The organism is Pseudomonas syringae KCTC 12500 (assembly GCF_000507185.2).
Classification (GTDB): Bacteria; Pseudomonadota; Gammaproteobacteria; order Pseudomonadales; family Pseudomonadaceae; genus Aquipseudomonas; species Aquipseudomonas syringae.
The window spans coordinates 2,547,335-2,573,430 of record NZ_AYTM02000002.1 but is presented as its reverse complement, the minus strand read 5'-3'; the positions used below and the strand labels follow the sequence as shown (position 1 = coordinate 2,573,430).

General features: G+C 60.0%; 28 protein-coding genes. 15 read left to right on the top strand and 13 right to left on the bottom strand.

Features of this window, described 5'->3' with window-relative positions; translation table 11 throughout:
* Positions 1-19: 19 nt before the first annotated feature.
* The gene (locus V476_RS11830) at positions 20-373 is read right to left on the bottom strand and encodes a RidA family protein (protein WP_003392569.1); all 354 of its coding nucleotides are present in this window, start codon (positions 371-373) and stop codon (positions 20-22) included.
* Positions 345-1,646 (bottom strand): D-amino acid dehydrogenase, encoded by a 1,302-nt coding sequence (gene dadA / locus V476_RS11825; protein WP_024959767.1) that lies wholly within the window; start codon positions 1,644-1,646, stop codon positions 345-347. The genes V476_RS11830 and dadA overlap by 29 nt, the downstream gene beginning before the upstream one ends.
* A 157-nt stretch (positions 1,647-1,803) precedes the next feature.
* On the opposite strand from dadA, the gene dadR reads away from it, so the two are divergent.
* Positions 1,804-2,292: a transcriptional regulator DadR gene (gene dadR / locus V476_RS11820; RefSeq protein ID WP_003425946.1), complete on the top strand. Its 489-nt coding sequence runs from the start codon at positions 1,804-1,806 to the stop codon at positions 2,290-2,292.
* Positions 2,293-2,299: 7 nt separating this feature from the next.
* Here the strand turns inward: dadR and V476_RS11815 are convergent, their stop codons facing one another.
* Positions 2,300-2,653: a YkgJ family cysteine cluster protein gene (locus V476_RS11815; protein WP_003314010.1), complete on the bottom strand. Its 354-nt coding sequence runs from the start codon at positions 2,651-2,653 to the stop codon at positions 2,300-2,302.
* Positions 2,654-2,758: 105 nt separating this feature from the next.
* Here V476_RS11815 and V476_RS11810 point away from each other — a divergent pair, with 105 nt between their 5' ends.
* Entirely contained in the window at positions 2,759-4,072 is a 1,314-nt protein-coding gene (locus V476_RS11810) for an NAD(P)/FAD-dependent oxidoreductase (RefSeq protein WP_024959766.1), read from the top strand.
* Positions 4,073-4,074: 2 nt separating this feature from the next.
* Here V476_RS11810 and V476_RS11805 read toward each other — a convergent pair whose 3' ends face one another.
* The gene (locus V476_RS11805; protein WP_024959765.1) at positions 4,075-4,326 is read right to left on the bottom strand and encodes a DUF1127 domain-containing protein; all 252 of its coding nucleotides are present in this window, start codon (positions 4,324-4,326) and stop codon (positions 4,075-4,077) included.
* Between the two features lie 175 nt (positions 4,327-4,501).
* On the opposite strand from V476_RS11805, the gene V476_RS11800 reads away from it, so the two are divergent.
* The gene (locus V476_RS11800; RefSeq protein ID WP_016566903.1) at positions 4,502-5,923 is read left to right on the top strand and encodes an aminotransferase-like domain-containing protein; all 1,422 of its coding nucleotides are present in this window, start codon (positions 4,502-4,504) and stop codon (positions 5,921-5,923) included.
* Between the two features lie 72 nt (positions 5,924-5,995).
* Positions 5,996-7,576, top strand: a complete 1,581-nt coding sequence (locus V476_RS11795; protein WP_024959764.1) for a phospholipase D family protein — start codon at positions 5,996-5,998, stop codon at positions 7,574-7,576.
* Here V476_RS11795 and V476_RS11790 read toward each other — a convergent pair.
* Complete coding sequence (locus tag V476_RS11790) at positions 7,573-8,721, bottom strand: MFS transporter (RefSeq protein ID WP_004408942.1); 1,149 nt, start codon at positions 8,719-8,721, stop codon at positions 7,573-7,575. The two genes, V476_RS11795 and V476_RS11790, sit on opposite strands and share 4 nt — an antisense overlap.
* 133 nt (positions 8,722-8,854) lie before the next feature.
* Positions 8,855-10,348 carry an aldehyde dehydrogenase gene (locus V476_RS11785; protein ID WP_024959763.1) on the bottom strand — a complete coding sequence of 498 codons (1,494 nt, stop codon included), beginning with the start codon at positions 10,346-10,348 and terminating at the stop codon, positions 8,855-8,857.
* 239 nt (positions 10,349-10,587) lie between these two features.
* Between V476_RS11785 and V476_RS11780 the strand changes: the two genes are divergently transcribed.
* Both V476_RS11780 and V476_RS11775 read left to right on the top strand, forming a co-directional pair.
* Entirely contained in the window at positions 10,588-10,956 is a 369-nt protein-coding gene (locus V476_RS11780; protein ID WP_003403970.1) for a cupin domain-containing protein, read from the top strand.
* A 78-nt stretch (positions 10,957-11,034) separates the two neighbouring features.
* Positions 11,035-11,238 carry an I78 family peptidase inhibitor gene (locus tag V476_RS11775; protein WP_010413359.1) on the top strand — a complete coding sequence of 68 codons (204 nt, stop codon included), beginning with the start codon at positions 11,035-11,037 and terminating at the stop codon, positions 11,236-11,238.
* Between the two features lie 153 nt (positions 11,239-11,391).
* On the opposite strand, the gene rpmG is transcribed toward V476_RS11775, so the two are convergent.
* Positions 11,392-11,547, bottom strand: coding sequence for a 50S ribosomal protein L33 (gene rpmG, locus V476_RS11770; RefSeq protein ID WP_002551515.1), 156 nt, complete (start codon positions 11,545-11,547; stop codon positions 11,392-11,394).
* 11 nt (positions 11,548-11,558) lie between these two features.
* Positions 11,559-11,792: a 50S ribosomal protein L28 gene (rpmB, locus tag V476_RS11765; protein ID WP_002551514.1), complete on the bottom strand. Its 234-nt coding sequence runs from the start codon at positions 11,790-11,792 to the stop codon at positions 11,559-11,561.
* Positions 11,793-12,156: 364 nt separating this feature from the next.
* Between rpmB and V476_RS11760 the strand changes: the two genes are divergently transcribed.
* On the top strand, positions 12,157-13,743 hold the full coding sequence (locus tag V476_RS11760) for an ABC transporter substrate-binding protein (protein ID WP_024959762.1): 1,587 nt from the start codon (positions 12,157-12,159) through the stop codon (positions 13,741-13,743).
* Positions 13,744-13,898: 155 nt separating this feature from the next.
* Here the strand turns inward: V476_RS11760 and radC are convergent, their stop codons facing one another.
* The gene (gene radC / locus V476_RS11755; RefSeq protein ID WP_003392593.1) at positions 13,899-14,573 is read right to left on the bottom strand and encodes a RadC family protein; all 675 of its coding nucleotides are present in this window, start codon (positions 14,571-14,573) and stop codon (positions 13,899-13,901) included.
* A gap of 135 nt (positions 14,574-14,708) precedes the next feature.
* Here radC and coaBC point away from each other — a divergent pair, with 135 nt between their 5' ends.
* The 4 genes from coaBC to argB are packed head-to-tail and all read left to right on the top strand — an operon-like array spanning position 14,709 to position 19,950.
* A complete protein-coding gene (coaBC, locus tag V476_RS11750; RefSeq protein WP_024959761.1) occupies positions 14,709-15,917 on the top strand; it encodes a bifunctional phosphopantothenoylcysteine decarboxylase/phosphopantothenate--cysteine ligase CoaBC in 1,209 nt (402 codons plus the stop codon).
* Positions 15,918-15,923: 6 nt separating this feature from the next.
* On the top strand, positions 15,924-16,379 hold the full coding sequence (dut, locus tag V476_RS11745) for a dUTP diphosphatase (RefSeq protein WP_003313999.1): 456 nt from the start codon (positions 15,924-15,926) through the stop codon (positions 16,377-16,379).
* 51 nt (positions 16,380-16,430) lie between these two features.
* A complete protein-coding gene (locus tag V476_RS29155; protein WP_024959760.1) occupies positions 16,431-19,016 on the top strand; it encodes a phosphomannomutase/phosphoglucomutase in 2,586 nt (861 codons plus the stop codon).
* A gap of 28 nt (positions 19,017-19,044) precedes the next feature.
* Positions 19,045-19,950, top strand: a complete 906-nt coding sequence (argB, locus tag V476_RS11735) for an acetylglutamate kinase (RefSeq protein WP_003344438.1) — start codon at positions 19,045-19,047, stop codon at positions 19,948-19,950.
* A 525-nt stretch (positions 19,951-20,475) separates the two neighbouring features.
* Here the strand turns inward: argB and V476_RS11730 are convergent.
* On the bottom strand, positions 20,476-21,108 hold the full coding sequence (locus tag V476_RS11730; RefSeq protein ID WP_016566896.1) for a hypothetical protein: 633 nt from the start codon (positions 21,106-21,108) through the stop codon (positions 20,476-20,478).
* A gap of 10 nt (positions 21,109-21,118) precedes the next feature.
* The gene (pyrE, locus tag V476_RS11725; protein ID WP_024664741.1) at positions 21,119-21,760 is read right to left on the bottom strand and encodes an orotate phosphoribosyltransferase; all 642 of its coding nucleotides are present in this window, start codon (positions 21,758-21,760) and stop codon (positions 21,119-21,121) included.
* An 82-nt stretch (positions 21,761-21,842) separates the two neighbouring features.
* Here pyrE and V476_RS11720 point away from each other — a divergent pair, with 82 nt between their 5' ends.
* The gene (locus tag V476_RS11720) at positions 21,843-22,622 is read left to right on the top strand and encodes a catabolite repression control protein Crc (RefSeq protein ID WP_002551505.1); all 780 of its coding nucleotides are present in this window, start codon (positions 21,843-21,845) and stop codon (positions 22,620-22,622) included.
* Positions 22,623-22,691: 69 nt separating this feature from the next.
* Here V476_RS11720 and V476_RS11715 read toward each other — a convergent pair whose 3' ends face one another.
* Positions 22,692-23,060 carry a DUF4870 domain-containing protein gene (locus V476_RS11715; RefSeq protein ID WP_003313990.1) on the bottom strand — a complete coding sequence of 123 codons (369 nt, stop codon included), beginning with the start codon at positions 23,058-23,060 and terminating at the stop codon, positions 22,692-22,694.
* 20 nt (positions 23,061-23,080) lie between these two features.
* Positions 23,081-23,803 carry a ribonuclease PH gene (gene rph / locus V476_RS11710; RefSeq protein WP_003313989.1) on the bottom strand — a complete coding sequence of 241 codons (723 nt, stop codon included), beginning with the start codon at positions 23,801-23,803 and terminating at the stop codon, positions 23,081-23,083.
* A 312-nt stretch (positions 23,804-24,115) separates the two neighbouring features.
* Between rph and V476_RS11705 the strand changes: the two genes are divergently transcribed.
* From V476_RS11705 to rpoZ, 3 genes are all read left to right on the top strand, one after another.
* Complete coding sequence (locus tag V476_RS11705) at positions 24,116-24,979, top strand: YicC/YloC family endoribonuclease (RefSeq protein WP_003344441.1); 864 nt, start codon at positions 24,116-24,118, stop codon at positions 24,977-24,979.
* A 13-nt stretch (positions 24,980-24,992) separates the two neighbouring features.
* On the top strand, positions 24,993-25,637 hold the full coding sequence (gene gmk / locus V476_RS11700) for a guanylate kinase (RefSeq protein WP_003344442.1): 645 nt from the start codon (positions 24,993-24,995) through the stop codon (positions 25,635-25,637).
* A 147-nt stretch (positions 25,638-25,784) separates the two neighbouring features.
* Positions 25,785-26,048 carry a DNA-directed RNA polymerase subunit omega gene (rpoZ, locus tag V476_RS11695; RefSeq protein ID WP_003320174.1) on the top strand — a complete coding sequence of 88 codons (264 nt, stop codon included), beginning with the start codon at positions 25,785-25,787 and terminating at the stop codon, positions 26,046-26,048.
* Positions 26,049-26,096: the final 48 nt, after the last annotated feature.

Below are 26,096 nucleotides of genomic sequence, written 5' to 3'. Positions count from 1 at the left end.
CGCGCCGGGCAAAAAGGGCTCAAGGCAGCGCGGCAACCACCGACAGTTCAACGAGGATTTCCGGCTCGCACAGCTTGGCCTCGACCGTTGCGCGTGCAGGCGCGAAACCCTTGGGCAGCCATTTGTCCCAGACGCTGTTCATGCCTGCGAAGTCGGCGTCGATGTCTTTCAGGTAAATGGTGACCGACAGGATACGCGTCTTGTCGGTGCCGGCCAGGTCGAGCAGGCGCTCGATGCTGTTCAGAACCTCTCGGGTCTGCTGCTCGACGCCCGCAGTCATGTCATTGCCGACCTGACCCGACAGATAGACGGTGCCATTGTGGACAACGACCTGACTCATGCGCTCATTGGTGAGCTGGCGCTGGATGGACATGCTGTGCATTCTCCTGAGTGTTGCCGTAACGAGAGATATCAAGGCCTTCAGCACTGATACGGGGTGTCTTGCGGGCGATGAGGTCTGCCAGCAAACGACCGGAACCACACGCCATCGTCCAGCCCAGAGTACCATGGCCGATATTGAGGAACAGGTTACGGAACGGTGTCGCACCCACAATCGGTGTGCCGTCGGGCGTGGTCGGACGCAACCCGGTCCAGAAATCGGCCTGGGTCAGGTCGCCGCCCTGAGGATAGAGGTCACCGACGATCATCTCCAGTGTTTCGCGTCGACGCGGATTGAGCGACAGGTCAAAACCGGCGATTTCCGCCATGCCGCCGACGCGGATCCGGTTGTCGAAACGGGTGATCGCGACTTTATAGGTTTCATCGAGAATGGTCGAAGTCGGCGCCATGTCCGGGTTGGTGATCGGCACGGTCAGCGAGTAGCCTTTCAGCGGATAGACCGGCGCCTTGATGCCCAGCGGCTTGAGCAACTGCGGCGAGTAACTGCCCAGCGCCAGCACGTAACGATCAGCGGTCTCGAGCTTGCCGTCGATCCAAACGCCATTGATGCTGTCGCCTGCGTGATCGAGGCGTTCGATGTTTTGCCCGTAGCGGAACTCGACTCCCAGCGCGACGGCCATTTCCGCCAGGCGCGTGGTGAACAGCTGACAGTCACCCGTCTGGTCGTTGGGCAGGCGCAACGCGCCACTGAGGATGCCGGTCACGCCGGCCAATGCGGGCTCGACCCGGGCAATGCCTTCGCGGTCCAGCAGTTCATAGGGCACACCGGACTGCTCGAGCACGGCGATGTCCTTGGCAGCGTTATCCAACTGGGCCTGGGTACGGAACAACTGTGTGGTGCCCAGGCTGCGCCCTTCGTAGGCAATGCCGGTCTCGAGGCGCAGTTCATCCAGGCAATCGCGGCTGTATTCGGACAGGCGTACCATGCGCTCTTTATTGATGGCATAGCGGCTGGCCGTGCAGTTGCGCAGCATTTGAGCCATCCACAGGTACTGATCGATATCCGCTGTTGCCTTGATCGCCAAAGGCGCGTGACGCTGCAGCAGCCATTTGAGCGCTTTGAGGGGAACACCCGGCGCAGCCCATGGCGAGGCATAGCCCGGAGAAACCTGGCCGGCATTGGCAAAACTGGTCTCCATGGCAGCAGCCGGCTGACGGTCAACGACGGTCACCTGGAAACCGGCACGCGCCAGATAATAAGCACTGGTTGTACCGATGACGCCACTACCCAGGACCAGAACGCGCATGTCGATGACCTCATCGCGGATATCCGCTGATAATTCGAAGTTTTAAGCAAGGATGTGCGCAGTATATTGAGCAACTGGCAGTGCTTCTCACTGTATAAAAGTCTATATTTAGTGTTTATTCGCGGCGATAAACGCTTTGCTAGAGGGGAAATAACCCGTGCGCACTCAACACCAGTCAAATCGTGAACTGGACAAGATAGATCGCAACATTCTGCGCATCCTGCAGGCCGACGGGCGCATCTCGTTCACCGAGCTTGGCGAACGGGTCGGCCTGTCTACCACGCCCTGTACGGAACGGGTGCGCAGGCTTGAACGCGAGGGGATCATCATGGGCTACACCGCCCGACTGAACCCGCAAAGCCTCAAGGCCAGCCTGCTGGTATTCGTGGAGATCAGCCTGGACTACAAGTCTGGCGACACCTTCGAAGAATTTCGCCGTGCCGTGCTGAAGCTTCCTCATGTGCTGGAGTGCCATCTGGTGTCAGGCGACTTTGACTATCTGGTCAAGGCGCGGATTTCCGAAATGGCGTCCTACCGCAAACTGCTGGGCGATATCCTGCTCAAACTGCCGCACGTACGTGAGTCCAAGAGCTACATCGTTATGGAGGAAGTCAAAGAGAGCCTGAGTCTGCCGATTCCCGACTGATTGCTCGCTATACCAGGACTTGCCGGGTCGAGGCCATATACTCATGAATCTGCTTTTCGACCCGTGGATGGATCAACTCGACCGGGCGACGGCCATTCGGGCAGGGCAGGCTTGCGGTGGTACCGAACAGGCGGCAGATCAGTGGGCGTTCGTCATACACTGTGCAGCCTTGCGGGCCAAGGTGTACGCAATTGAGTTCATCCAGCGCGGCGTCCTGTTCGGCGGCCGTCTTGCGCGGCAGCCGCGACATCTCTTCGGGCGACGTGGTCACCGGGCCACAGCAGTCGTGGCAGCCAGGCACACATTCGAACGAGGGGATCTGGCGACGCAGATCCGCTATTTTCTGACGGTTGCAGCTCATTGAATCGACCATTCCTACACAATGCCGAGAGTTTGCCCCAGTTGGCAGGCTCATGACAGCGGCTTATCCTCCCGACACGCCATCCGCCGCCAACAGGACACGCTCATGAACGCCCGCGTTCAGCACCCGCCACGTCACGATCAGCACGTTGCCTCCTATTACGCCGCCAGCAGTCATGCGCAAGCGGATCATCCTGCGCTGCAAGGTGAGGTGAAGGTGGATGTGTGCGTGGTAGGCGGTGGATTCTCGGGCCTCAATACCGCCATCGAACTGGCCGAGCGCGGGTTCAGCGTTGCGCTGCTCGAAGCGCGCAAGATCGGTTGGGGGGCCAGCGGACGCAATGGCGGCCAGCTGATTCGCGGGGTCGGTCATGGTGTCGAACAGTTCGCCAATGTCATCGGCAGCGAAGGCGTGCGGCAGCTCAAGCTGCTGGGCATCGAGGCCGTCGAGATCGTGCGGCAGCGCATCGAACGGCATGCTATCGATTGCGACCTGAAGTGGGGTTATTGCGATCTGGCCAACAAACCGCGCGACTTGCACAGCCTTGCCGAGGACGCAGAAGCGTTGCGCAGCCTGGGCTATCGCCATGCACTGCAGTTGCTGAAGCCCGAAGAGATGCACAGCGTGGTGGGCTCCTCGCGCTATGTCGGCGGCCTGATCGACATGGGCTCGGGGCATTTGCATCCGTTGAACCTGGCCTTGGGCGAAGCGGCTGTGGCGCAGTCGCTCGGCGTACGGCTGTTCGAACATTCAGCGGTCACGAAAATCGACTACGGCCCGCAGGTCAGGGTGCACACGGCTGCCGGTTCGGTGCAGGCGCAGACCCTGGTGCTGGGTTGCAACGCCTACCTTAATGACTTGAATCCGGAAATCAGCGGCAAGGTATTGCCTGCCGGCAGCTACATCATCGCCACCGAGCCGTTGAGCGAAGCGCAGGCCCGTGAAGTGTTGCCGCAGGACATGGCGGTCTGTGATCAGCGGGTGACGGTGGATTACTACAGGCTGTCTGCCGATCGCCGCTTGCTGTTCGGCGGTGCCTGCCATTACTCGGGGCGTGACCCTCAGGACATTGCCGCGTACATGCGACCGAAGATGCTCGATGTGTTCCCGCAACTGGCCGCCGTGAAGATTGATTACCAGTGGGGCGGGATGATCGGCATAGGCGCCAATCGCCTGCCGCAGATAGGCCGGCTCAAGCAACACCCCAACGTGTTTTATGCCCAGGCCTATTCGGGCCACGGTCTGAATGCCACGCATCTGGCGGGGCGGCTGCTGGCCGAAGCCATCGCCGGGCAACACAGCGATGGTTTCGAGTTGTTCGCCAAAGTGCCGCACATGACCTTTCCCGGCGGCAAGCACTTGCGCTCGCCGCTGTTGGCATTGGGCATGCTCTGGCACCGCCTCAAAGAGCTGCGCTAGGCTCAAGGCCTCCAGAACGGCTTCATGGCCTCGACCCGCGCCTGGCGGAAATCCAGGCCGATGTCGCGCAACTGATCGTCGGTCAGTGTCAGCAAGGTACGGCGTGACAACCAGCGGTGGCGATACAGTGCCCAGCGCCCCATGCCTGCCAACAGATCGGCCTTGTTCGAGCGGACCGTTCTGACCGCCGCTGGCCGATACTCATTCAATTCATGGCTGTGAAGCGTAAGGCGCACATCGCTGAACCCGTTCATGTCCTGTTCCCTCATCCTGGGTGGCTGTGGGTCCATGATGAAGCGAACGGCAAAACCAATACAGATTCAAAAGTCTTTTATATTTTCCATACAGATGATTCAAAAACGCTACTGAATGCTATATTTCCGGCCAATCTGTATTGCTTTACCGCAGCCTACTTCCTGAGAGTACGCCATGACGCTTTACGTCAACCTCGCCGAACTGCTCGGCTCGCGCATTGAAAACGGCTTCTATCGCCCCGGCGACCGCCTGCCCTCGGTACGTGCATTGAGCGTCGAACATGGTGTCAGCCTGAGTACCGTGCAGCAGGCGTATCGGGTGCTGGAAGATAATGGCCTGGCCGCGCCGAAACCCAAATCCGGCTATTTCGTCTCGGCCAGCCGAAAAGCCCCTGCGCTGCCAGCGGTCGGCAGGCCTGTGCAGCGGCCTGTGGATATCTCTCAATGGGATCAAGTGCTGGACCTGATTCGCGTGGCACCCCTTGAAGCCGTCACGCAACTGGGGCGCGGCATGCCGGATGTCACCAGCCCGACCCTGAAACCGCTGATGCGCGCGCTGAGTCAGCTGAGTCGCCATCAGGACATGCCGGGCCTGTATTACGACAACATCTATGGCGTGCGCAGGCTGCGCGAGCAGATTGCCAGGCTGATGCTCGACTCGGGCTGCAACCTGACCGCCAATGACCTGATCGTCACCAATGGCTGTCATGAAGCGCTGTCAGCCAGTGTCCGGGCCATCTGCTCACCGGGGGACATCGTGGCGGTGGACTCGCCGAGCTTTTTCGGCGCCATGCAGACGCTCAAGGGCGTGGGCATGAAAGCCATGGAAATCCCTACCGACCCGTTGACCGGCATCAGCCTCGAAGCACTGGAACTGGCGCTGGAGCAATGGCCGATCAAGGTCATTCAACTGACGCCCAACTGCAACAACCCGCTGGGCTATGTCATGCCTGAAGCGCGCAAGCGGGCACTGCTGACCCTGGCGCAGCGCTTCGACGTGGCGATCATCGAGGATGATGTGTATGGCGACCTGGCCTATAACTACCCTCGCCCGCGCACCATCAAATCCTTCGACGAGGACGGTCGCGTCCTGCTGTGCAGCTCGTTCTCCAAGACATTGGCACCGGGGCTGCGGATCGGCTGGGTAGCGCCGGGCCGTTATCTGGAGCAGGTGCTGCACATGAAATACATCGGCACCGGCTCGACCGCCCCGCAGCCACAATTGGCCATCGCCGATTTCATCGAAGGCGGCCATTACGAGCCTCACGTGCGACGCATGCGTAGCCAATACCAGCGCAGCCGAGACCAGATGATCGACTGGGTGATGCGCTACTTCCCCGAGGGCACCCGCGCCAGCCGGCCACAAGGCGGCTTCATGCTGTGGGTGGAACTGGCCGAAGGTTTCGACACTCTGCGCCTGAACCGCGCCTTGCTGGGCAAGGGTGTGCAGATCGCGGTGGGGAGTATCTTTTCGGCATCGGGCAAGTACCGTAACTGCATGCGCATGAACTTCGCGGCCAAACCCAACCGCGAAATCGAGAATGCTGTGCGTATCGTGGGCGAGACAATTACCCTACTGAATGCGCAAACTGACTGATGCGGGCAAATCTTTCCCGGTTTTGCGGGTCATATCGCCAAGTCGAGCCATGTCCAGACGCGGAAGATCAATTTGAATAACTCATGGGCCTTGCCCTTTTGCTTGCTGGTTGCGTTGTGCGTCAGCGGTTGTGCGCATCAACAGGTCACCAGTGAGCCAAGCCAGGCCATGCCGTCTTCAGGCTCCGCGTTCGGCCGCTCGATCCAGGCCATGGCCATGCCGCACGAGGGACGCTCTGGCTTTCGCCTGTTGCCCGACAGCAGCGATGCTTTCAAGGCTCGCGCCGAACTGATCCGCAACGCCAAAAGCAGCCTTGATCTGCAGTATTACATCGTCCACGACGGCCTGAGCACACGCGCCCTGATCGATGAGCTGCTCAAGGCGGCAGACCGTGGCGTTCGTGTGCGCATCCTGCTGGACGACACCACCAGCGACGGTCTGGATCAGGCCATCGCCACCCTCGCCGCTCACCCGAACATCCAGATTCGCCTGTTCAACCCGCAAAACCTGGGGCGCGAAACCGGCATCACCCGCAGCCTCGGGCGCCTGATGAACCTGTCGCGCCAGCACCGGCGCATGCACAACAAGCTATGGCTGGCCGACAGCAGTGTGGCCATCGTCGGCGGGCGCAACCTGGGCGATGAATACTTCGATGCCGAGCCGAACCTGAACTTCACCGATATCGACATGCTCAGCGTGGGGCCGGTGGCCGAGCAGCTCGGCCACAGCTTCGACCAGTACTGGAACAGCACGCTCAGCAAGCCTATCGGTGAATTCATGTATTTCCAGCCTGACGGCGAGGATCTGGCCGAGGCCCGGCGCAAGCTGGATGATTCTCTGGAGCAGGCGCACCTGCAGCACAAGGCGCTGTACGAGCGACTGATGGCCTACAAGACCCAGCCGCGCATGAAAACCTGGCTCAACGAACTGGTCTGGGCATACAACCAGGCGCTGTGGGACGCACCGACCAAGGTACTGGCGCAGGGCGAGCCTGATCCGCACCTGCTGCTGACCACGCAACTGGCGCCTGAACTGCTGAACACTCACAAGGAACTGATGCTGATCTCGGCCTACTTTGTACCCGGCCAGGAAGGCTTGCTGTACCTGACCGGCCGGGCCGATGCCGGCGTCAATGTCAGCCTGCTGACCAACTCTCTGGAAGCCACCGACGTGCCTGCCGTGCATGGCGGCTATGCGCCGTACCGCAAGGCACTGCTGGAGCATGGCGTGAAGCTGTTCGAGCTGCGCCGGCAGCCTGGCGATACCGAGACGATGCGCGGCAGCGGTCCGCATCTGTTCAAGAAAAGCCATTCTCTGGTCAGTTCCGAATCAAGCCTGCACAGCAAGGCGATGATCTTCGATCGACAGAAAGTCTTTGTCGGCTCATTCAACTTCGACCCGCGCTCTGTGCTGTGGAATACCGAAGTGGGCGTATTGGTCGACAGCCCGCAACTGGCCGAACAACTGCGCGAACTGACCTTGCAGGGCATGGCCCCGTCGCTCACCTACGAAGCGCGGCTGGAGGACGGCAAAGTGGTGTGGGTAACCGAAGACAACGGCCAGATCCACACCCTGCATACCGAACCGGGCGACTGGTGGCGACGTTTCAACGCATGGATGAGCCGCGTCATCGGCCTGGAAAGAATGCTTTAAACGGGCGCAGCCTGCGCATCCCCGAACGCCCCGCGTCGCCGGATCAGTATCAACAGGCCCAAGGCACCTGCAGCCATCATCAGCGGCAAGGCCTCACCGCTGACCCACTGGCTGCCCGCGCCGGCTATCAACGGGCCGAGCAGACAGCCGATGCCCCACAGTTGAGCAACATGCGCGTTGGCGCGGACCAGCGAGTCATCGCGATAGCGTTCGCCGATCAGAATCAGCGACAGGGTAAACAGCCCGCCGGCACTGGCACCGAAGACGGTCCACAGCGGCCAGATCAGAACAGTGTCGATCAGCAATGGCACCAGCAGACTGGACGCCAGCAGCAAGGCGGCGCAGCCGGTGAACATCGCGCGACGTGAAATGCGGTCGGCGAGCATGCCTATCGGCAGTTGCAGCAGCGCATCACCCACCACCACAACGCTGACCATGATCAGGGCGATTTCCGGGGTGAAGCCGTGGCGTATGCAATAAAGCGGCAACAGGGTGAGGATCAGCGCTTCGAACGCAGCAAACAGCGCGACCGCCCAGGCGATGGCAGGCATGCCGCGACAGAAGCCGGACAGATCGGCAAACGTCACATTGCAGGATTCGGTCGACGGCGCGCCGGTACGCCCCAGCAGCAGAAACGGTGAGCCGACCAGCAGCGCTACGCCAATCCAGAAACCATAGTCGCCCTGGGTGCCGATCACGCCCAGCAGCAGCGGACCTGCCAGCTGGCTCAATGCGTAGGTGCTGCCATACAGCGCCACCAGACGCCCGCGCAGGCGCTCGATGACCAACTGATTGATCCAGCTTTCACCCAGCACGAAGACGATGGTCAGAATCACCCCAAGCGTCAGGCGCAAGACCAGCCAGATCCAGTAATACGGCAGCAGCGCCAGCGCGCCGACCGAAACCGCCCCGGCCCACAGGCACAGACGCATGAGATTGGCCGTGCCGAAGCGCGCCGCCAGACGACTGGCCAGCGCCGCGCCGAGCAGCACGCCCACCGCAGGCATCGCCGCCATGATGCCAATGGCAAACGAGCCATAGCCCCAGCCTGCCAGCCGCAATGAAACCAGCGGCATGCTGACGCCCATTGCCAGACCGACACCCAGTACGGACGCCAGCACAGCAAAATAAGTCCCCCAACGCATTTCCACGCTCCTGCCCGGCGCTGCTGCTACGCGCTTAGCGCCTTGTACAAATCCTGTGTGGCGCGATGATCAATCTTGAGACCCCATCGTACCAATGCTCCAAGCGCAGAGCCTCGGAGCGATAGGCTAATGACTACAGCTTGATCCAGGTCGACTTCAGCTCGGTGTATTTGTCGAACGCATGCAGCGACTTGTCACGACCATTGCCCGACTGTTTGAAGCCGCCGAACGGTGCAGTCATGTCGCCGCCGTCGTACTGGTTGACCCATACGCTGCCTGCGCGCAAAGCCTTGGCGGTCAGGTGTGCCTTGGAGATGTTGGCGGTCCATATGGCAGCCGCCAGGCCATACTGTGTGTCGTTGGCGATCTGGATCGCTTCTTCGGCAGTATCGAACGTCAGCACCGAAAGCACCGGGCCGAAGATTTCTTCCTGAGCGATTTTCATCGCATTGTTCACACCATCGAAAATGGTCGGCTCGACATAGGTGCCGCCGGTTTCCTGCAGGATGCGCTTGCCGCCCGCAACCAGTTTGGCGCCATCGGTGTGGCCCGCTTCGATATAGGACAACACGGTGTTCATCTGCTGAGTATCAACCAGCGCGCCCACGGTGGTCGCAGGGTCCAGCGGATTGCCGGGCTTCCAGGCGCTCAGCGCCTCGATGACCATCGGCAGGAAGCGATCCTTGATGGAGCGCTCGACCAGCAGGCGCGAACCGGCGGTACACACTTCGCCCTGGTTGAAGGCAATCGCGCTGGCGGCTGCGCTGGCGGCGGCCTGCAAATCAGGCGCGTCGGCAAAGACGATATTCGGGCTCTTGCCGCCGGCTTCCAGCCAGACACGCTTCATGTTCGATTCGCCCGCATAGATCATCAGTTGCTTGGCGATCTTGGTCGAGCCGGTGAACACCACAGTGTCCACATCCATATGCAGGGCAAGTGCCTTGCCGACGGTGTGGCCATAACCAGGCAGTACGTTGAGCACGCCCGCAGGAATACCAGCCTCAATGGCAAGTTGTGCGATACGAATGGCCGTCAGCGGAGATTTTTCCGAGGGCTTGAGGATGACCGAGTTGCCGGTGGACAGCGCAGGACCCAGCTTCCAGCAGGCCATCATCAGCGGAAAATTCCACGGTACGATGGCGGCCACGACACCCACCGGCTCGCGCGTTACCAGGCCCAGTTGGTCATGCGGCGTTGCCGCGACTTCGTCATACAGCTTATCGATGGCCTCGCCGCTCCAGCTCAGGGCTCTGGCGGCACCGGGAATGTCGACACCGAACGAGTCGCCAATCGGCTTGCCCATGTCCAGCGTCTCAAGCAGCGCCAGCTCTTCGGCATTGTGTTTGAGCAGCTCGGCGAAACGGATCATCGTTTCCTTGCGCTTGGCCGGAGCCAGTCGCGACCAGGCACCGGAGTTGAAGGCGCTGCGTGCACTGTCGACCGCGCGCTGCGCGTCAGCGGTGTCGCAACTGGCAACCTTGGCAAGCATCCGGCCATCGACCGGGCTGATGCAGTCAAACGTCTCGCCGGAGGAGGCTGCGGTGTATTCACCTTGAATGAAGGCACGGCCTTCGATCTTCAAATTCTGGGCGCGTTGCTCCCAGTCAGCACGAGTCAGGGTGGTCATTTGCATGTCCTCCTCTTGTTGAATGTGGGTGTGTCGTGGTTGATTAAAGACACGATCTGAAATTTTTCAGGAAGGCCGTTACCCTAAACCAGCGGCCCGACAAAACCAATATATTTGACATAAATAGCCGCTACGGTGCTTTTATGTTGATTTTATTAAACAGCTGCGCACGCGCGCCGAGGCACTAACGCACTGCACGCACGTCAAACCTTCAACGTATTCAGGACAAGGGGCCCATCATGAGCATCGAAAGCATCGTCGACTTCAGTGAAGCCAGCACCGCTGCCGAGCACTATCGCCCTGCACCGGAAAAGGTCTTCAAGGGCGACCCGGCACAAACCCTCTACAACCACTACAACAGCCCCTGCGGACAGATGAGTGCGGGTGTCTGGAATGGCGAGCCCGGGCAGTGGCAGGTGAATTATTCAGAGCATGAGTATTGCGAGATTGTGCAGGGTGTTTCAGTCCTGCGCGACGAGCAGGGCCACGCGAAAACCCTGCGCGCAGGCGACCGTTTCGTGATCCCGGCAGGCTTCAAGGGCACCTGGGAGGTGCTGGAAACATGCCGCAAGATTTATGTGGTGTTCGAAGCGGCTGCAGATAAATAAGTACCGCATCACATCGGTTTTTCTGGAGGATTCTGAGCGCGTCCAGTGAGGACATTCACTCAAAAAAGGATTTTGAAAATGACTAACGAAGTTATCGCCCAAGCGCTTCAGTACCTTGTAGGCAGCCGCTATGTGCCTACTGTCAAAGCCTACATCAGCGAAATCACCGGTCTTCAGAAGGTCATCGGCCCTGGCGACATCACCACCAAAGACCTCAACCCGAACCGTCTGCACGTCAATGTCGACAAAGCCGGTCTAGTATCCGGCTTCAGCTTCGGCTGATCAGGCGGCCGTACCTTCGTCGCCCGACAGCAGCTTCCATGCCTGAAACGCCCGGCGCATCGCGTCGGGCGTTTGGCTGCCTGGATACTGCACCAGGAGCGCAGGCACAAAAAAACCCGCCAGAGCGGGTTTTTTTGTAGCCGACAGAATCAATTACTTGATTTTGCCTTCTTTGTAGATCACGTGCTTGCGTACAACCGGATCGAATTTTTTGATTTCGATTTTATCCGGGGTAGTACGTTTGTTCTTGTCGGTGGTGTAGAAATGGCCTGTACCAGCGCTCGACACCAAACGGATCAATTCACGCATGATTTTCTCCCTTAAATTTTGCCGTCGCGACGCAGTTCAGCGAGCACAACTTCAATGCCACGCTTGTCGATGATACGCATGCCTTTAGCAGATACGCGCAGACGAACAAAACGCTTCTCGCCTTCAACCCAGAAGCGGTGATGCTGCAGGTTTGGCAGGAAACGACGACGGGTTTTGTTGTTTGCGTGGGAAATGTTATTCCCAGTCACCGGACCCTTACCGGTAACTTGACATACTCTCGACATGCCTCAGCCCTCTAAAACCACATGCCCAACCCGGCATGGGTTGGCCGCTTAATCTCTCAGTCATTTGGCGCCAGGCGCCGCGTTTCTTTAAGGGTCTTACCGGCTACACCTACAGTGAAGGAACCGGGCCCCTAGAAAAGAGCGCTGCTTTATACCAGAAAGCCTTGGGCACAACAACAGGCAAAGCACTTTGACCCGAATGATCACGCCTCGCGCAGCGGTATGCTCAAGCACTGCGGGGGCACAGGCAAATCGACCGCTCGTCGCTCCATGACGATTGTTCTGCGCCAGTACATGGTCTAGGGTTAGTCCCTCACCAGACTGCGCCGGCAGATGGGGCCCTTTCTGAACAGGAAATAACGCCATGCGCCTAGCTGCACTCCCTTTTTTACTCGTTCCACTTTTGCTTCCCGTTGCTGCCCAGGCATCGAACCTTGTGGTCTGCACCGAAGCCAGCCCCGAGGGCTTCGACGTTGTACAGTACAACTCGCTGACCACCACCAACGCATCGGCCGACGTGCTGATGAACCGCCTTGTGGACTTTGATGCCAAGAGCGGCAAGCTGGTGCCGAGCCTGGCAGAAAGCTGGACCGTATCCAAAGACGGCCTGACTTACGACTTCAAGCTGCGCTCCGGAGTGAAATTCCACACCACCGACTATTTCAAGCCGACTCGCGAGCTGAGCGCGGATGACGTGCTGTTCAGCTTCCAGCGCATGCTCGACCCGCAGAACCCATGGCACAAGATCGCCCAGAGCGGCTTCCCGCATGCGCAGTCCATGCAGTTGCCCGCGTTGATCAAGAGCATCGAAGCGCCTGATGCACACACCGTGCGCTTCACGCTCAACCATGCGGACTCGACCTTCCTGGCCACGCTGAGCATGGGTTTCGCCTCGATCTATTCAGCCGAATATACTGCGCAGCTGTTGAAAGCGGGCACGCCGGAGAAACTCAACAGCCAGCCGATCGGCACCGGGCCGTTCGTGTTCAAGCGCTTCCAGAAAGATGCCGTGGTGCGCTATGAGGCGTTCGACGACTACTTCGCCGGCAAGTCTGATATCGACACACTGGTGTATGCCATCACCCCGGACGCCAATGTGCGCCTGCAGAAAATCCGTCAGGATGAGTGCCAGATAGCGCTCTCGCCCAAGCCCCTGGATATACAGGCAGCCAGCGAGGACAAATCGCTCAAGGTCGAGAAGACTGAAGCGTTCATGACCGCATTTGTCGCGATCAACAGCCAGCACCCGCCGTTCGACAAGCCGGAAGTTCGCCAGGCCATCAACCTGGCGTTCGACAAGGACAATTACCTGAAAGCCGTGTTCGAAGGCACCGCTGAAAAGGCCAATGGTCCTTACCCGCCCAACACCTGGAGTTACGCCAAGGACCTGCCCGGCTATCAGCACGATGTTGCCAAGGCCAAGACGCTGCTGGCCAAGGCCGGCGTGAAAGAGGGTTTGAAGACCACCATCTGGACGCGACCTTCCGGGAGTCTGCTAAACCCGAACCCAAGCCTGGGCGCTCAATTGCTGCAGGCTGACTTGAAACAGATCGGCATCGATGCCGAGATCAAGATCATTGAATGGGGCGAGCTGATTCGCCGCGCCAAGGCTGGCGAGCATGACCTGCTGTTCATGGGCTGGGCGGGCGACAATGGCGACCCGGATAACTTCCTGACCCCGCAGTTCTCGTGTGCGGCCGTGCAGTCGGGCACCAACTTCGCCCGCTATTGCGACAAGACACTGGACAAGCTGATCGCAGACGGCAAATCAGTCAGTGATCAGACCGAACGCAGCAAGCTGTATCACCAGGCTCAGCAACAGATTCAACAGCAGGCACTGTGGCTCCCCCTCGCCCACCCGACGGCTGCAACTCTGGTACGCAAGGACGTCACTGGCTATCAGGTCAGCCCGTTCGGCAGGCAGGATTTTTACAAGGTGCAGGTCAAGTAAGTCGCCAGGCTGACCCTTTCCTCTTTGTGTGATTGTCGTGCCAATGCCTGCATTGGCACGACCCTCCTCAAGACCGGACGCAGAGCGCGGGAACGATAATCCGAGCACCCGCCCTATCGTGCCCATCGCTCTGCATCAGCTCTTGGCACAACTCGCTACATCAACCCGCGCTCCACCATCGACAGTGGCTCGCCGTCTCCCACGATCACGTGATCAAGCACATGAACATCCACCAGCATCAGTGCTTCCTTGAGGCGCTTGGTCAGGTCGATGTCGGAACGGCTGGGCGTGGTGATACCGGAAGGATGGTTGTGGCATAGGATCAGGCTCGCGGCGTTGTGCGCCATCGCTCGCTTCACCACTTGGCGCGGGTGCACGTAGGACGCATTGATTGTCCCGCGAAACAATATCTCAAAGGTCATGACCCGGTGTTTGTTATCGAGAAACAGACAGCCGAAGACTTCGTGCGGCTCATGCCGCAGCAAGGCCTTGAGATACCCGCGAACCTGGGTGGGGTTTTCCAGCGCTGACTCACGGCGCAAGGACTCGGCCATGTGCCGACGCGCCATTTCCATGACCGCCTGCAACTGAGCGAACTTGGCGGGCCCGAGCCCCAGTTGCGAGGTGAATACCGACAGATCCGCATCCAGTAACGGTCTGAGCCCGTCAAATTGCTTCAGCAGATGACGCGCAAGGTCTACAGCGCTTTTTCCGGCCACGCCGGTGCGTAAAAAGATAGCCAGCAACTCGGCGTCGGAAAGGCTCGCCGCCCCCAACTCCAACAAGCGTTCCCGGGGGCGTTCAGCCGCGGGCCAACTGCGAATACTCATAGCACCTCCATGTGATTGGGCACCGCTGTTCCGGTGCGGTCGCTGTGCTATCTTAGCCCATCTTTTTTGCACGACGATCTGGCCTGGGGAGGCGTCATGGCCGTCGTGTGTTCACTCGACCAAAAAGGCAGGTCTATGCAGCGGCTGTATCGAAAACGCATCGTTCTTGGCGTCGGCGGCGGCATCGCGGCCTACAAGAGCGCTGAGCTGGTCCGCCGCCTGCGCGATCAGGGCGCTGAAGTGCGTGTGGTCATGACCCGGGGCGGCGCAGAGTTCATCACCCCGCTGACCATGCAGGCCCTGTCCGGGCACCCTGTGCACCTGGACCTTCTCGATCCGGCCGCCGAGGCCGCGATGGGCCATATCGAACTGGCCAAATGGGCCGACCTGATCCTCATCGCACCGGCCACCGCCGACCTCATCGCGCGCCTGGCGCAAGGCATCGCCAACGACCTGCTGACCACCATCGTGCTGGCCACCGACGCGACTGTCGCCATCGCCCCGGCGATGAACCAGGCGATGTGGCGTGACGCCTCGGTGCAGGCCAATACCCGTCTGCTCGAAGACCGCGATTTTCGCGTGTTCGGGCCGGCGTCCGGCAGTCAGGCGTGTGGCGATGTCGGCTTCGGGCGCATGCTTGAGGCCGACGACCTGGCCCAGTGCGCGGCCGACTGCTTCCAGCGCCTGACCCTGACCGGCAAGCATGTGCTGATCACCGCAGGCCCGACCCAGGAAAACATCGACCCGGTGCGCTACATCACCAACCACAGCTCGGGAAAAATGGGCTTTGCCCTGGCCGAAGCGGCGGTGGAAGCCGGCGCTCGCGTCACGCTGATCACCGGGCCGGTCAACCTGCCTACGCCTGATCGCGTCTCACGCATCGACGTGGTCAGCGCCCGCGACATGCTGGCAGCGTGCGAGGCGGCCATCCCCTGCGACCTGTTCATCGCCTCGGCAGCCGTGGCCGACTACCGCCCGGAAGTCGTTGCCCCGCACAAATTGAAGAAAGATCCTTCAAACGGTGACGGCTTGCTGCTGCAGATGGTGCGCAATCCGGATATTCTGGCGACCATCGCAACCCGCCCGGATCGCCCCTTCAGTGTCGGCTTTGCCGCCGAGACCGAACACCTGCTCGACTACGCTGCCCGCAAGCTCAAGGACAAGAACCTCGACCTGATTGTCGCCAACGATGTCGCTAACCCGAGCATCGGCTTCAACAGCGAGGAAAACGCCTGCAGCGTGATTGACCGAGCGTTGCACGCAACGCTTTTCGCCCAGACCAGCAAGGCCAAGATCGCTCGCCAGCTGGTCACTTTTATCGCCGACCGCATGAATCAGGTTTAACTACGAATGCACGCTCTACAAGCCAAGATCCTCGACCCTCGCATTGGCAACGAATTCCCGCTGCCGGCCTACGCTACTGTCGGCTCGGCTGGCCTGGACCTGCGCGCCATGCTCAAGGAGGACACGCTCCTCGAGCCCGGCCAGACCCTGCTGATCCCTACCGGCCTGTCGATTTACATTGGCGATCCGGGCCTTGCCGCGCTGATCCTGCCGCGCTCCGGCCTGGGCCATAAACACGGCATCGTGCTGGGCAATCTGGTGGGCCTGATCGACTCCGATTATCAAGGCGAACTGATGGTCTCCTGCTGGAACCGCGGCCAGACGGCTTTCAACATCGCCGTCGGCGAGCGCATCGCCCAATTGGTCCTGGTGCCGGTCGTACAGGCGCATTTCGAGCTGGTTGAAACGTTCGACGAAAGTCAGCGTGGCGCTGGCGGCTTCGGTCATTCCGGCAGCCATTGATCGCCATTCGGCACATAATCCGGGTTCGGGACAAGGCTCAGGGAGAGGTCGGTGAAAGGTAGTCAGCACAGCGCTTCACAGCACGCCGTACCCGCCGATAACTCGCCTCCGGCTGCGAGCCTCAAAGGCCTTGCGCCTGGCCTGGTTCCTGCCGCCATCGGCCTGCTCATTGCTGCGGCACTGGTCTGGACGGCTCTGGCCACCGGCCCCCAGCAACAGGACCAGCTTATTCAGGCCTGGGGCGGCAGTCAGGCGGCAGCGGCGGGTTTAGCGCTGCGTCAGATCAACGCGGACACTCAGTCGGCCGCCTCCAGTGCAGCGCTTGTGCAGGCGCTGCAAAGCAATGATGCCGCTGCCCTGCTGTCCGCTCAGGATCGATTCACCCGCTGGGACGGTCTTGCGGGCGCTCGGCTTTACCCCAAGGGGCTGGCCGATGTGGATACGCAAGGCGCACTGCCCGTCAGCTTCGCCACCCTGGACATGCTCAACAAGGCCGCACAAGGTGAGGCCGTTGCCCCGGAGGCGCGCAAGGTCGGTGAACGCTGGTTGATCTACAGCGCCGCGCCGGTGCGTGCCGCGGCCAGTCAGCCTGTGGTGGGTACGTTGCTGTTGGCCTTTGATCTGCAGCGTTTGCTCAATGCCTTACCGGCGCTGCCTGCCGATGCCGGGCAAGTGGTGCTCAGCCAGCAGTTCGGCAGCGGACCTGCTCAGGTTTTCCTGCAGCGCGGTCAGGCCGATGAAGGCAAAGCCCAGGCCTTCGATACCGGTTATCCCGGCTGGAAACTCGAATTCACGCCCGGTCCCGGCCTGAAAACCTCTCCGTCCGCGGTGCTTCTGCTGCTGGCACTGATTATCGCTGCAGCAGGCGTGCTGCTTGGCTTGCACCGTAATGAGCGGGCCCTGCAGAAGCGTATTTGCGCCGACGCACGGCAACTGGATCAGCTGCTCCAAGAACTCTCACGCGGAAAAGCCGTCAAACCCTTCGGTTTGAGCCTCCCGGCCCTTAGTGGCCTGGCTCAGGCCCTTGCTCGTGTCTCGCTTCGTAGTCAGCCTCAGGCAGCGCCTGCCCTGGCTGCAGGCGAGCAGCGCGATGCAGATATTGCCAAAGGCAGTGCTTCGTCCACCGTGGCTGCATCACGCACCGACTGGACCGATCCGCTGTTTCAAGATACCGATATCCTTGATATCGACCTTCTCGACGAAAACCAGGACTTCCTGAGATCGGAGCATAACCTCGCTATGAACAGCCCAGCATCCGTGGCACCCAACCTTCCCGAGACTATTTTCCGTGCCTACGACATTCGTGGCGTGGTCGGGGACACCCTCAACGCTGAAACGGCTTACTGGATCGGCCGCGCCATTGGCTCCGAAAGCCTGGCGCAGAACGAACCCAACGTCAGCGTTGGCCGCGATGGTCGCCTTTCCGGTCCTGAACTGGTACAGCAACTGATTCAAGGCCTGCACGACAGCGGCTGCCACGTCAGCGATGTGGGCCTGGTGCCAACGCCTGCGCTGTATTACGCAGCCAACGTGCTGGCCGGCAAAACCGGCGTCATGCTGACCGGCAGCCATAACCCGAAGGACTACAACGGCTTCAAGATCGTCATCGCTGGCGACACCCTCGCCAACGAGCAGATCCAGGCGCTGCACGAGCGCATCAAGACCAACAACCTGACGTCGCAGAAAGGCAGCATCACCCAGGTCGACATCCTTGAGCGCTACTTCCAGCAGATCAAGAATGACATCGTCATGGCGCGCAAGCTGAAGGTCGTGGTCGACTGCGGCAACGGCGCGGCAGGCGTGATCGCTCCGCAACTGATCGAAGCGCTGGGCTGCGAAGTGATTTCGCTGTTCGCGGAAGTGGACGGCAACTTCCCTAACCACCACCCGGATCCGGGCAAGCTGGAAAACCTGCAGGACCTGATCGCCAAGGTCAAGGAAACCGGTGCCGACCTGGGCCTGGCTTTCGACGGTGACGGCGACCGTGTCGGTGTCGTGACCAACGCAGGCAACGTGGTGTACCCGGACCGCCTGTTGATGCTGTTCGCGCTGGACGTGCTCAAGCGCAATCCGGGTGCCGATATCATTTTCGACGTCAAATGCACACGCCGCCTGACTCCGCTGATCAGCGAACATGGCGGTCGTCCGGTGATGTGGAAAACCGGTCACTCGCTGATCAAGAAAGAAATGAAGAAAAGCGGTGCGCTGCTGGCAGGCGAAATGAGCGGCCACATCTTCTTCAAGGAACGCTGGTTCGGTTTCGACGACGGTATCTACAGCGCAGCACGCCTGCTGGAGATCCTCAGCCAGGAGTCGGCCAACGCCGAAGACCTGTTCGAAACCTTCCCGAACGATATTTCGACGCCTGAAATCAACATCAAGGTGACGGATGTCACCAAGTTCAGCATCATCGAGGCCCTTGAGACGGATGCACAGTGGGGCGACGCCAAACTGACCACCATCGACGGTGTCCGTGTGGATTATCCGAAGGGCTGGGGTCTGGTTCGCGCTTCCAATACCACGCCGGTACTGGTGCTACGCTTCGAAGCCGAGACCGAGGCCGAATTGCAGCGTATCAAGGACGTGTTCCACGCAGAATTGAAGAAAGTTGCGCCGGACCTCGACCTGCCATTTTGATTGTTTTTCCTTTTGACTGGAGCCCTGAATGACCCTCGAACGCGATGCCGCCTCTAATGTAGCCAAGGTCCTTTCCGAAGCGCTGCCTTACATTCGCCGCTTTGTCGGCAAGACGCTGGTTATCAAGTACGGCGGCAACGCCATGGAGAGCGAAGAGCTGAAAACCGGCTTTGCGCGCGACATCGTGTTGATGAAAGCAGTGGGCATCAACCCGGTGGTGGTTCACGGCGGCGGGCCGCAGATCGGTGATCTGCTCAAGCGCCTGTCCATCGAAAGCCACTTCATCGACGGCATGCGTGTTACCGATGCGCAAACCATGGATGTCGTGGAGATGGTACTGGGCGGCCAGGTCAACAAGGACATCGTCAACCTGATCAACCGTCATGGCGGCAGCGCGATCGGTCTGACCGGCAAGGACGCTGAGCTGATTCGTGCGAAGAAGCTCACTGTCACGCGCCAGACGCCGGAAATGACCAAGCCCGAAATCATCGACATCGGTCAGGTCGGTGAAGTGGTCGGGGTCAACATCGGGCTGCTCAACATGCTGGTCAAAGGGGATTTCATTCCGGTCATCGCACCTATCGGTGTGGGCCCGGACGGCGAGTCGTACAACATCAACGCCGACCTGGTCGCAGGCAAGGTTGCCGAAGCCCTCAAGGCCGAGAAGCTGATTCTGCTGACCAACATCGCCGGCCTGATGAACAAGCAGGGCGAAGTGCTGACCGGCCTGACCACCGAGCAGGTCGACGGCCTGATCGCCGATGGCACCATCTACGGCGGCATGCTGCCGAAGATTCGTTGCGCGCTGGAAGCGGTTCAGGGCGGGGTCAACAGCTCGCACATCATCGACGGTCGAGTGCCCAACGCGGTCTTGCTGGAGATCTTCACCGACAGCGGTGTAGGTACCCAGATCACCAACCGCAAGCGGCACTGATGCAGACGTAACACCCAAAGGCCCCGTGAGCTAACACTCACGGGGCCTTTTTTGTTGGCTGATGCTCGAGAACACTATCGTGTTCATGCTCCGCGCTCAGCGTCATATACAAGTCTGCTCTTGATGCTGGCCGCAGGCTGTGGGAGCGAGCTTGCTCGCGAAGAGGCCGGTAAAGCCCCTGAAAATGGGGCGTCTGGACCATCGTATTCGTGAGCATTGCGGATCGCCGCCCGGTCACTCCCACGCACTTCGGGCAGAAGCCGGAAAGTCACGTTTCACGGGCTCTTCAAGACTTATGTATAACGTTGAGTGCTCCGTGTGGGTATGCCGTTCTGGACGCTCTGCGTCCTGTCCTGAATATGTGGCGCAACGCAGATTTGTGACGCAAAGCGTCACGACAGGCATTCCCTAGCTGAAGCGTGAGGAACGATAGGTGTCTGGCGGCGGCCCCTTTCGCGAACAAGTTCGCTCCTACGGCCTTCGGCCAGAATCAAAAACAGACCCGGGCATGACGATAGTGTCCGGTCATTGAGTCAGCCGCTGGACGCGGGCGCGATCGACGGCGAAATCTGCTTCGGCCTTTACGCGTGCGGCCTGATACCCGGCGATATCGGCTTGCAGTTTCTGCTGCTGATCGCGCAGGTCGTTCAATTGATCGACAAGTGCTTGTTGAACCGGACGCCCTGCGCGCTCAAGGTCGGCGGCCTGGCCTTGCAGACTGCGCTGCTGCGCCGCCAGCCCCTGAATGTTGCCCTGGGCAACGCCAACCAGCGCGTCCAGCTCGGCCAGTTTGCGGGCCTTCATGCGGTCCACTTCAGCGACGCTGCTGTACAGGCTCAGCAGCTGTGCATCGGCGGCGGCCTGACGTTTGTCCGCATCGGACTGGCGAATCTGCTCAGCCGTAGGCGCAGGTGGTACGACCTGAACCACCCGGCCACGGCTGTTGAGTACTTCATAGCCTTTGGCAACGTAGTCGGGCGGCACACCTTGCGTATCGATCACCGTCACCCCGCGGCTGTCGACGTAGCGATAAAGCCGTGGCTCAGGTGCGTCGGCCGCTTGGGCGAGCATGGGCGCAAGCATGACGACAGCCAGCAAGGCCCGAAAAACGCTCAGCGCGTCTGAAACCGATCCCCAAGACCTGCCGCCGACCGCCATAGGCACGTCCTCAGATTCCGAATTGCGCGCGATAGGCTTCGACGGCAGGCAGATGCTGCTTGAGCTGCGGATCGTCGGCCAGGAACTCGAGTACCTGATTCAGCGACACGATACTCACCACCGGAATCCCGAAGTCACGCTCGACTTCCTGAATCGCCGACAGCTCGCCATTGCCCCGCTCCTGACGATTGAGCGCGATCAGCACGCCCGCAGCTGTCGCGTTCTGGTCCTTGATGATCTGCATGACCTCACGGATCGCAGTGCCCGCAGTGATCACGTCGTCGATGATCAGCACATTACCCGCCAGCGGGGAGCCCACCAGACTGCCGCCCTCGCCGTGCGCCTTGGCTTCCTTGCGGTTGAAACACCACGGCAGATCACAGTCATGATGCTCGGCCAACGCCACAGCAGTGGCCGATGCGAGCGGAATGCCCTTGTAGGCCGGACCGAACAGAACGTCGAAGGCAATACCGCTTTCAACCACGGCTGCTGCGTAGAAACGCCCCAGTTGTGCCAGTGCGGAACCGGTGTTGAACAGCCCGGCATTGAAGAAGTACGGGCTGGTGCGCCCGGACTTTAGAGTGAACTCACCGAAGCGCAGAACACCGCGATCGATGGCAAAACGAATGAAATCGCGTTGATACGCTTGCATGAAAAAAGCTCCGAATACCACGGATTTAGCTAATTAGGTAGAGCTCGGGTATCATACACGCACGTGATTTTTGGGGCCATTTATGCGGATCATCAGTGTGAACGTAAATGGCATTCAGGCTGCGGTCGAGCGTGGTTTGCTCAGCTGGCTGCAAGCTCAGAATGCCGACGTCATCTGCTTACAGGACACCCGCGCCTCCACCTTTGAACTGGACGATCCAGCCTTTCAGCTGGATGGTTACTTCCTCTATGCCTGCGAAGCCGAGGTTCCCGCTCAGGGTGGTGTGGCGCTGTATTCGCGGTTGCAGCCGAAGGCGGTAATCAGCGGCCTCGGCTTCGAGACAGCCGACCGCTACGGGCGCTACCTGCAAGCAGATTTCGACAAGGTCAGTATCGCTACCCTGCTCTTTCCGTCGGGGATGAATGGCGATGAAGACCTGAATCAGAAATTCAAGCTCATGGACGATTTCGGCAAGTACATGGACAAGCAGCGCCGCAAGCGTCGCGAATACATCTACTGCGGATCGCTCTATGTGGCGCAGCAGAAGCTCGATATCAAAAACTGGCGCGACAGCCAGCAGTCACCCGGCTTCCTCGCGCCCGAGCGCGCCTGGATGGACGAGATCGTCGGCACCATGGGCTATGTCGATGCCCTGCGCGAAGTCAGCCGTGAAGGTGACCAGTACAGCTGGTGGCCGGACAACGAGCAGGCCGAGATGCTGAATCTGGGTTGGCGCTTCGATTATCAGATCCTGACCCCAGGCCTGCGCCGCTTCGTGCGCAGCGCCCGTCTGCCACGCCAGCCGCGCTTCTCGCAGCACGCGCCGTTGATCGTGGATTACGACTGGACCCTGACTATCTGATAGCCAGGCAAGGCAGCGAACACGAAAAAGCCGACTTGAAGTCGGCTTTTTGCGTTGCCTGAAGTGATGCTACTTGATCAGGCGCAAGGTGAACGGATAGCGATAATCGACGCCGTCATTGGCTTTTATCCCGGCAATGATCGCCAGCACTGCGGCACCGATCCCCACCAGCGTCAGTAACGCAAAGCCGATGATGAGCAGCACTAGCAGCATGCTGACGGTGGCCGCAATGGCGACCGTGATCTGAAAGTTCAGCGCTTCCTTGCCTTGCGCGTCGATAAACGGATCGGAATCTTTCTTCAACTGCCAGATAATCAGCGGGCCCAGCAGATTGCCGAACGGAAACATCAGCCCGGCAAACGCCGACAAGTGACAGAACATCGCCCACTGGCGAGCGCTTTGCGGCGGTTTGCTGAACGGTTGCAAGCTGTCACTCATTATCGGACCCCTTCTGGGTATCAGTCGGCCAACGCGGCGCGCTGCAATTCAAACAACTCGGTCATACCCTTCTGCGCCAGCGCGAGCATCGCGTTTAGCTCTTCAGGCTGGAATGGCGCGCCTTCGGCAGTGCCCTGAACTTCAATGAAACCGCCTGCACTGGTCATGACCACGTTCAGGTCGGTTTCGGCAGCCGAGTCTTCGAGGTAGTCCAGGTCGAGCACCGGCTCACCCTGATACATGCCGACCGAAACGGCCGCGATCATCTGCTTGAGCGGGTCGCCGCCTTTCAGGCCGCCGCGCTTCTTGATCACCTTCAGCGCATCTGCCAGAGCAACCATCGCACCGGTAATAGAAGCCGTACGAGTGCCACCGTCAGCCTGAATAACATCGCAATCGACGTACAAGGTGACGTCGCCCAGCTTGGACATGTCCAGCGCAGCGCGCAGCGAACGACCGATCAGGCGCTGGATTTCGAGTGTACGACCACCCTGCTTGCCGCGGCTGGCTTCGCGCTGATTACGCTCGCCGGTAGCGCGTGGCAGCATGCCGTATTCGGCGGTCAGCCAACCCTGGCCCTGCCCTTTGAGAAAGCGTGGTACGCCGTTTTCGACGCTGACGGTGCAAATCACCTTGGTATCACCAAACTCGACCAGTACAGAACCCTCGGCGTGTTTGGTGTAGTTGCGGGTGATGCGGATCGAGCGGAGCTGATCGGCGGCGCGACCACTTGGACGTTTCATCTGGGATACCTGTACTGAGACGGAAAACTGCTGGGCATTATAGAGGCCACAGCTGCCGCTGGGCATCTCTAAAAGCCGCCAATGCCGATCCAGCGCAAACAGAAGGCCCTGAATCAAGGCTTTCGACGCGCAGATGTCGGTCAAAAAAACGCCTTGCGTCACTTGTCACACTGTCGGATTGGGAGCCTGCGCTGCACTGCGCTACAATCCTGCGCCTCTACAGCCAGCCGGCTTTCACGACGCCCATGACCGCCACTTCTGCGCGTTCATGAACCGAACCACGCTTTGAAAGCGAACCAAGAGGTATTTCCCATGGTGCACAGCATGACTGCCTTTGCCCGAGTAGAGCGGGCCGGTGCCCAGGGCACACTGAGCTGGGAACTGCGCTCGGTCAACCACCGCTATCTTGAGCCACACCTGCGCCTGCCGGAGTCGTTCCGCGATCTGGAAGGCGCGATTCGCGAAGCGCTGCGTCAGGGCCTGTCGCGCGGCAAGGTCGAGTGCACATTGCGCTTTGTCGAGGAAACCGCCGGCAAGCCGCTGCAGGTGGACCTTGAACGCGCAGGCCAATTGATCGCCGCAGCCGAGTCGGTTGCCGGCTTGATCAAACAGCCTGCTGCATTGAACCCGCTCGAGGTGCTGGCATGGCCGGGCGTGCTGGTCGCCGATGCCAACGATCCGCAGGTGTTGAACACCGAGGCCCTGAAACTGTTCAATGATGCGCTGACCGAATTGAAAAGCGGGCGCGGGCGCGAAGGCGCAGACCTGGCGCGGCTGCTCGACGAGCGTCTGTCCTCCATCGTCGAAGAAGTCGCCACCTTGCGCACGCTGGTGCCACAGATGCTCGCAACCCAGCGGCAGAAGGTGCTCGATCGCTTTGCCGACATGAAAGCCGAACTCGACCCTCAGCGCCTGGAGCAGGAAATGGTCCTGCTGGCACAGAAAAGCGATGTCGCCGAAGAACTGGACCGCCTCAGCACCCACGTCACTGAAGTGCGTCGCGTACTCAAGGCTGGCGGCCAGGCAGGACGCCGTCTTGATTTCCTGATGCAAGAGCTTAACCGCGAAGCGAATACACTGGGCTCCAAGGCCTTTGACCCACGCAGCACGCAGGCTGCCGTCAACCTCAAAGTGTTGATCGAGCAGATGCGTGAGCAAGTGCAGAATATTGAGTAAGGCTAAACCTGACATGACCCATATCACTGGCACCCTGTACATCATTTCCGCTCCGTCCGGCGCGGGCAAGACCAGTCTGGTCAAGGCGCTGATGGACGCTCAGCAAGAGCCTCAGCACGGCGCGCAGGCAAAGATTCGTGTCTCTGTCTCGCACACCACGCGCGCCATGCGCCCCGGCGAAGTGGACGGTGTGAACTACAACTTCGTCGATCGTGCCACGTTCCTGAGCATGATCGAGCACGGCGACTTTCTCGAGCAGGCCGAGGTCTTCGGCAACCTGTACGGCACGTCGCAGAGCCACCTGCAGCAGACGCTGGACGAAGGCCACGACCTGATTCTGGAAATCGACTGGCAGGGTGCGCGTCAGGTTCGTGCGCAGATGCCGCAGGCCCGCTCCATCTTCATTTTGCCGCCGACCCAGCAGGCCTTGCGCCAGCGCCTGACCAATCGCGGTCAGGACAGCGACGAGATCATCGAAGCGCGGATGCGTGAAGCGGTCAGCGAAATGAGCCACTACAACGAGTATGAGTACGTCGTGGTCAATGACGACTTTGCCGGCGCGCTGGAAGACCTCAAGGCGATTTTCCGCGCCAACCGCCTGACTCAACAGCACCAGCAAGAGCAATACAGCGAGCTTTTTCAGGAGTTGCTGGCTTGATCGAAACGTTTCCAGACATCAGGCAACAGGTTAAAAACATGCCGTTGGTGGCATGCCGCTTGATGACTGGTGCTGTCCGCTTGTAAACTACCGAGTCCGCTCGCCCATCCGGGCATCGCGCATCCGCATTTGCTACGAGGAATACCCATGGCCCGCGTAACCGTTGAAGACTGCCTAGAACACGTGGATAACCGCTTTGAGCTGGTCATGCTCTCTACCAAGCGTGCCCGTCAACTGGCAACCGGCGGCAAAGAACCAAAGCTGGCCTGGGAAAACGACAAGCCTACCGTTATGGCCCTGCGTGAAATCGCGGCTGGCGTAATGGATTACTCTGTAATCGCAGAAGCTGAAATCGTTGAAGATGAGCCATTGTTCGCAGCGTTCGAGGACGAGTCCAACGAGGCCGTCTAAGCCTATGCCAGGTCGACGTAGTACGGCGCAGGGTAAAAGCCATTGGCA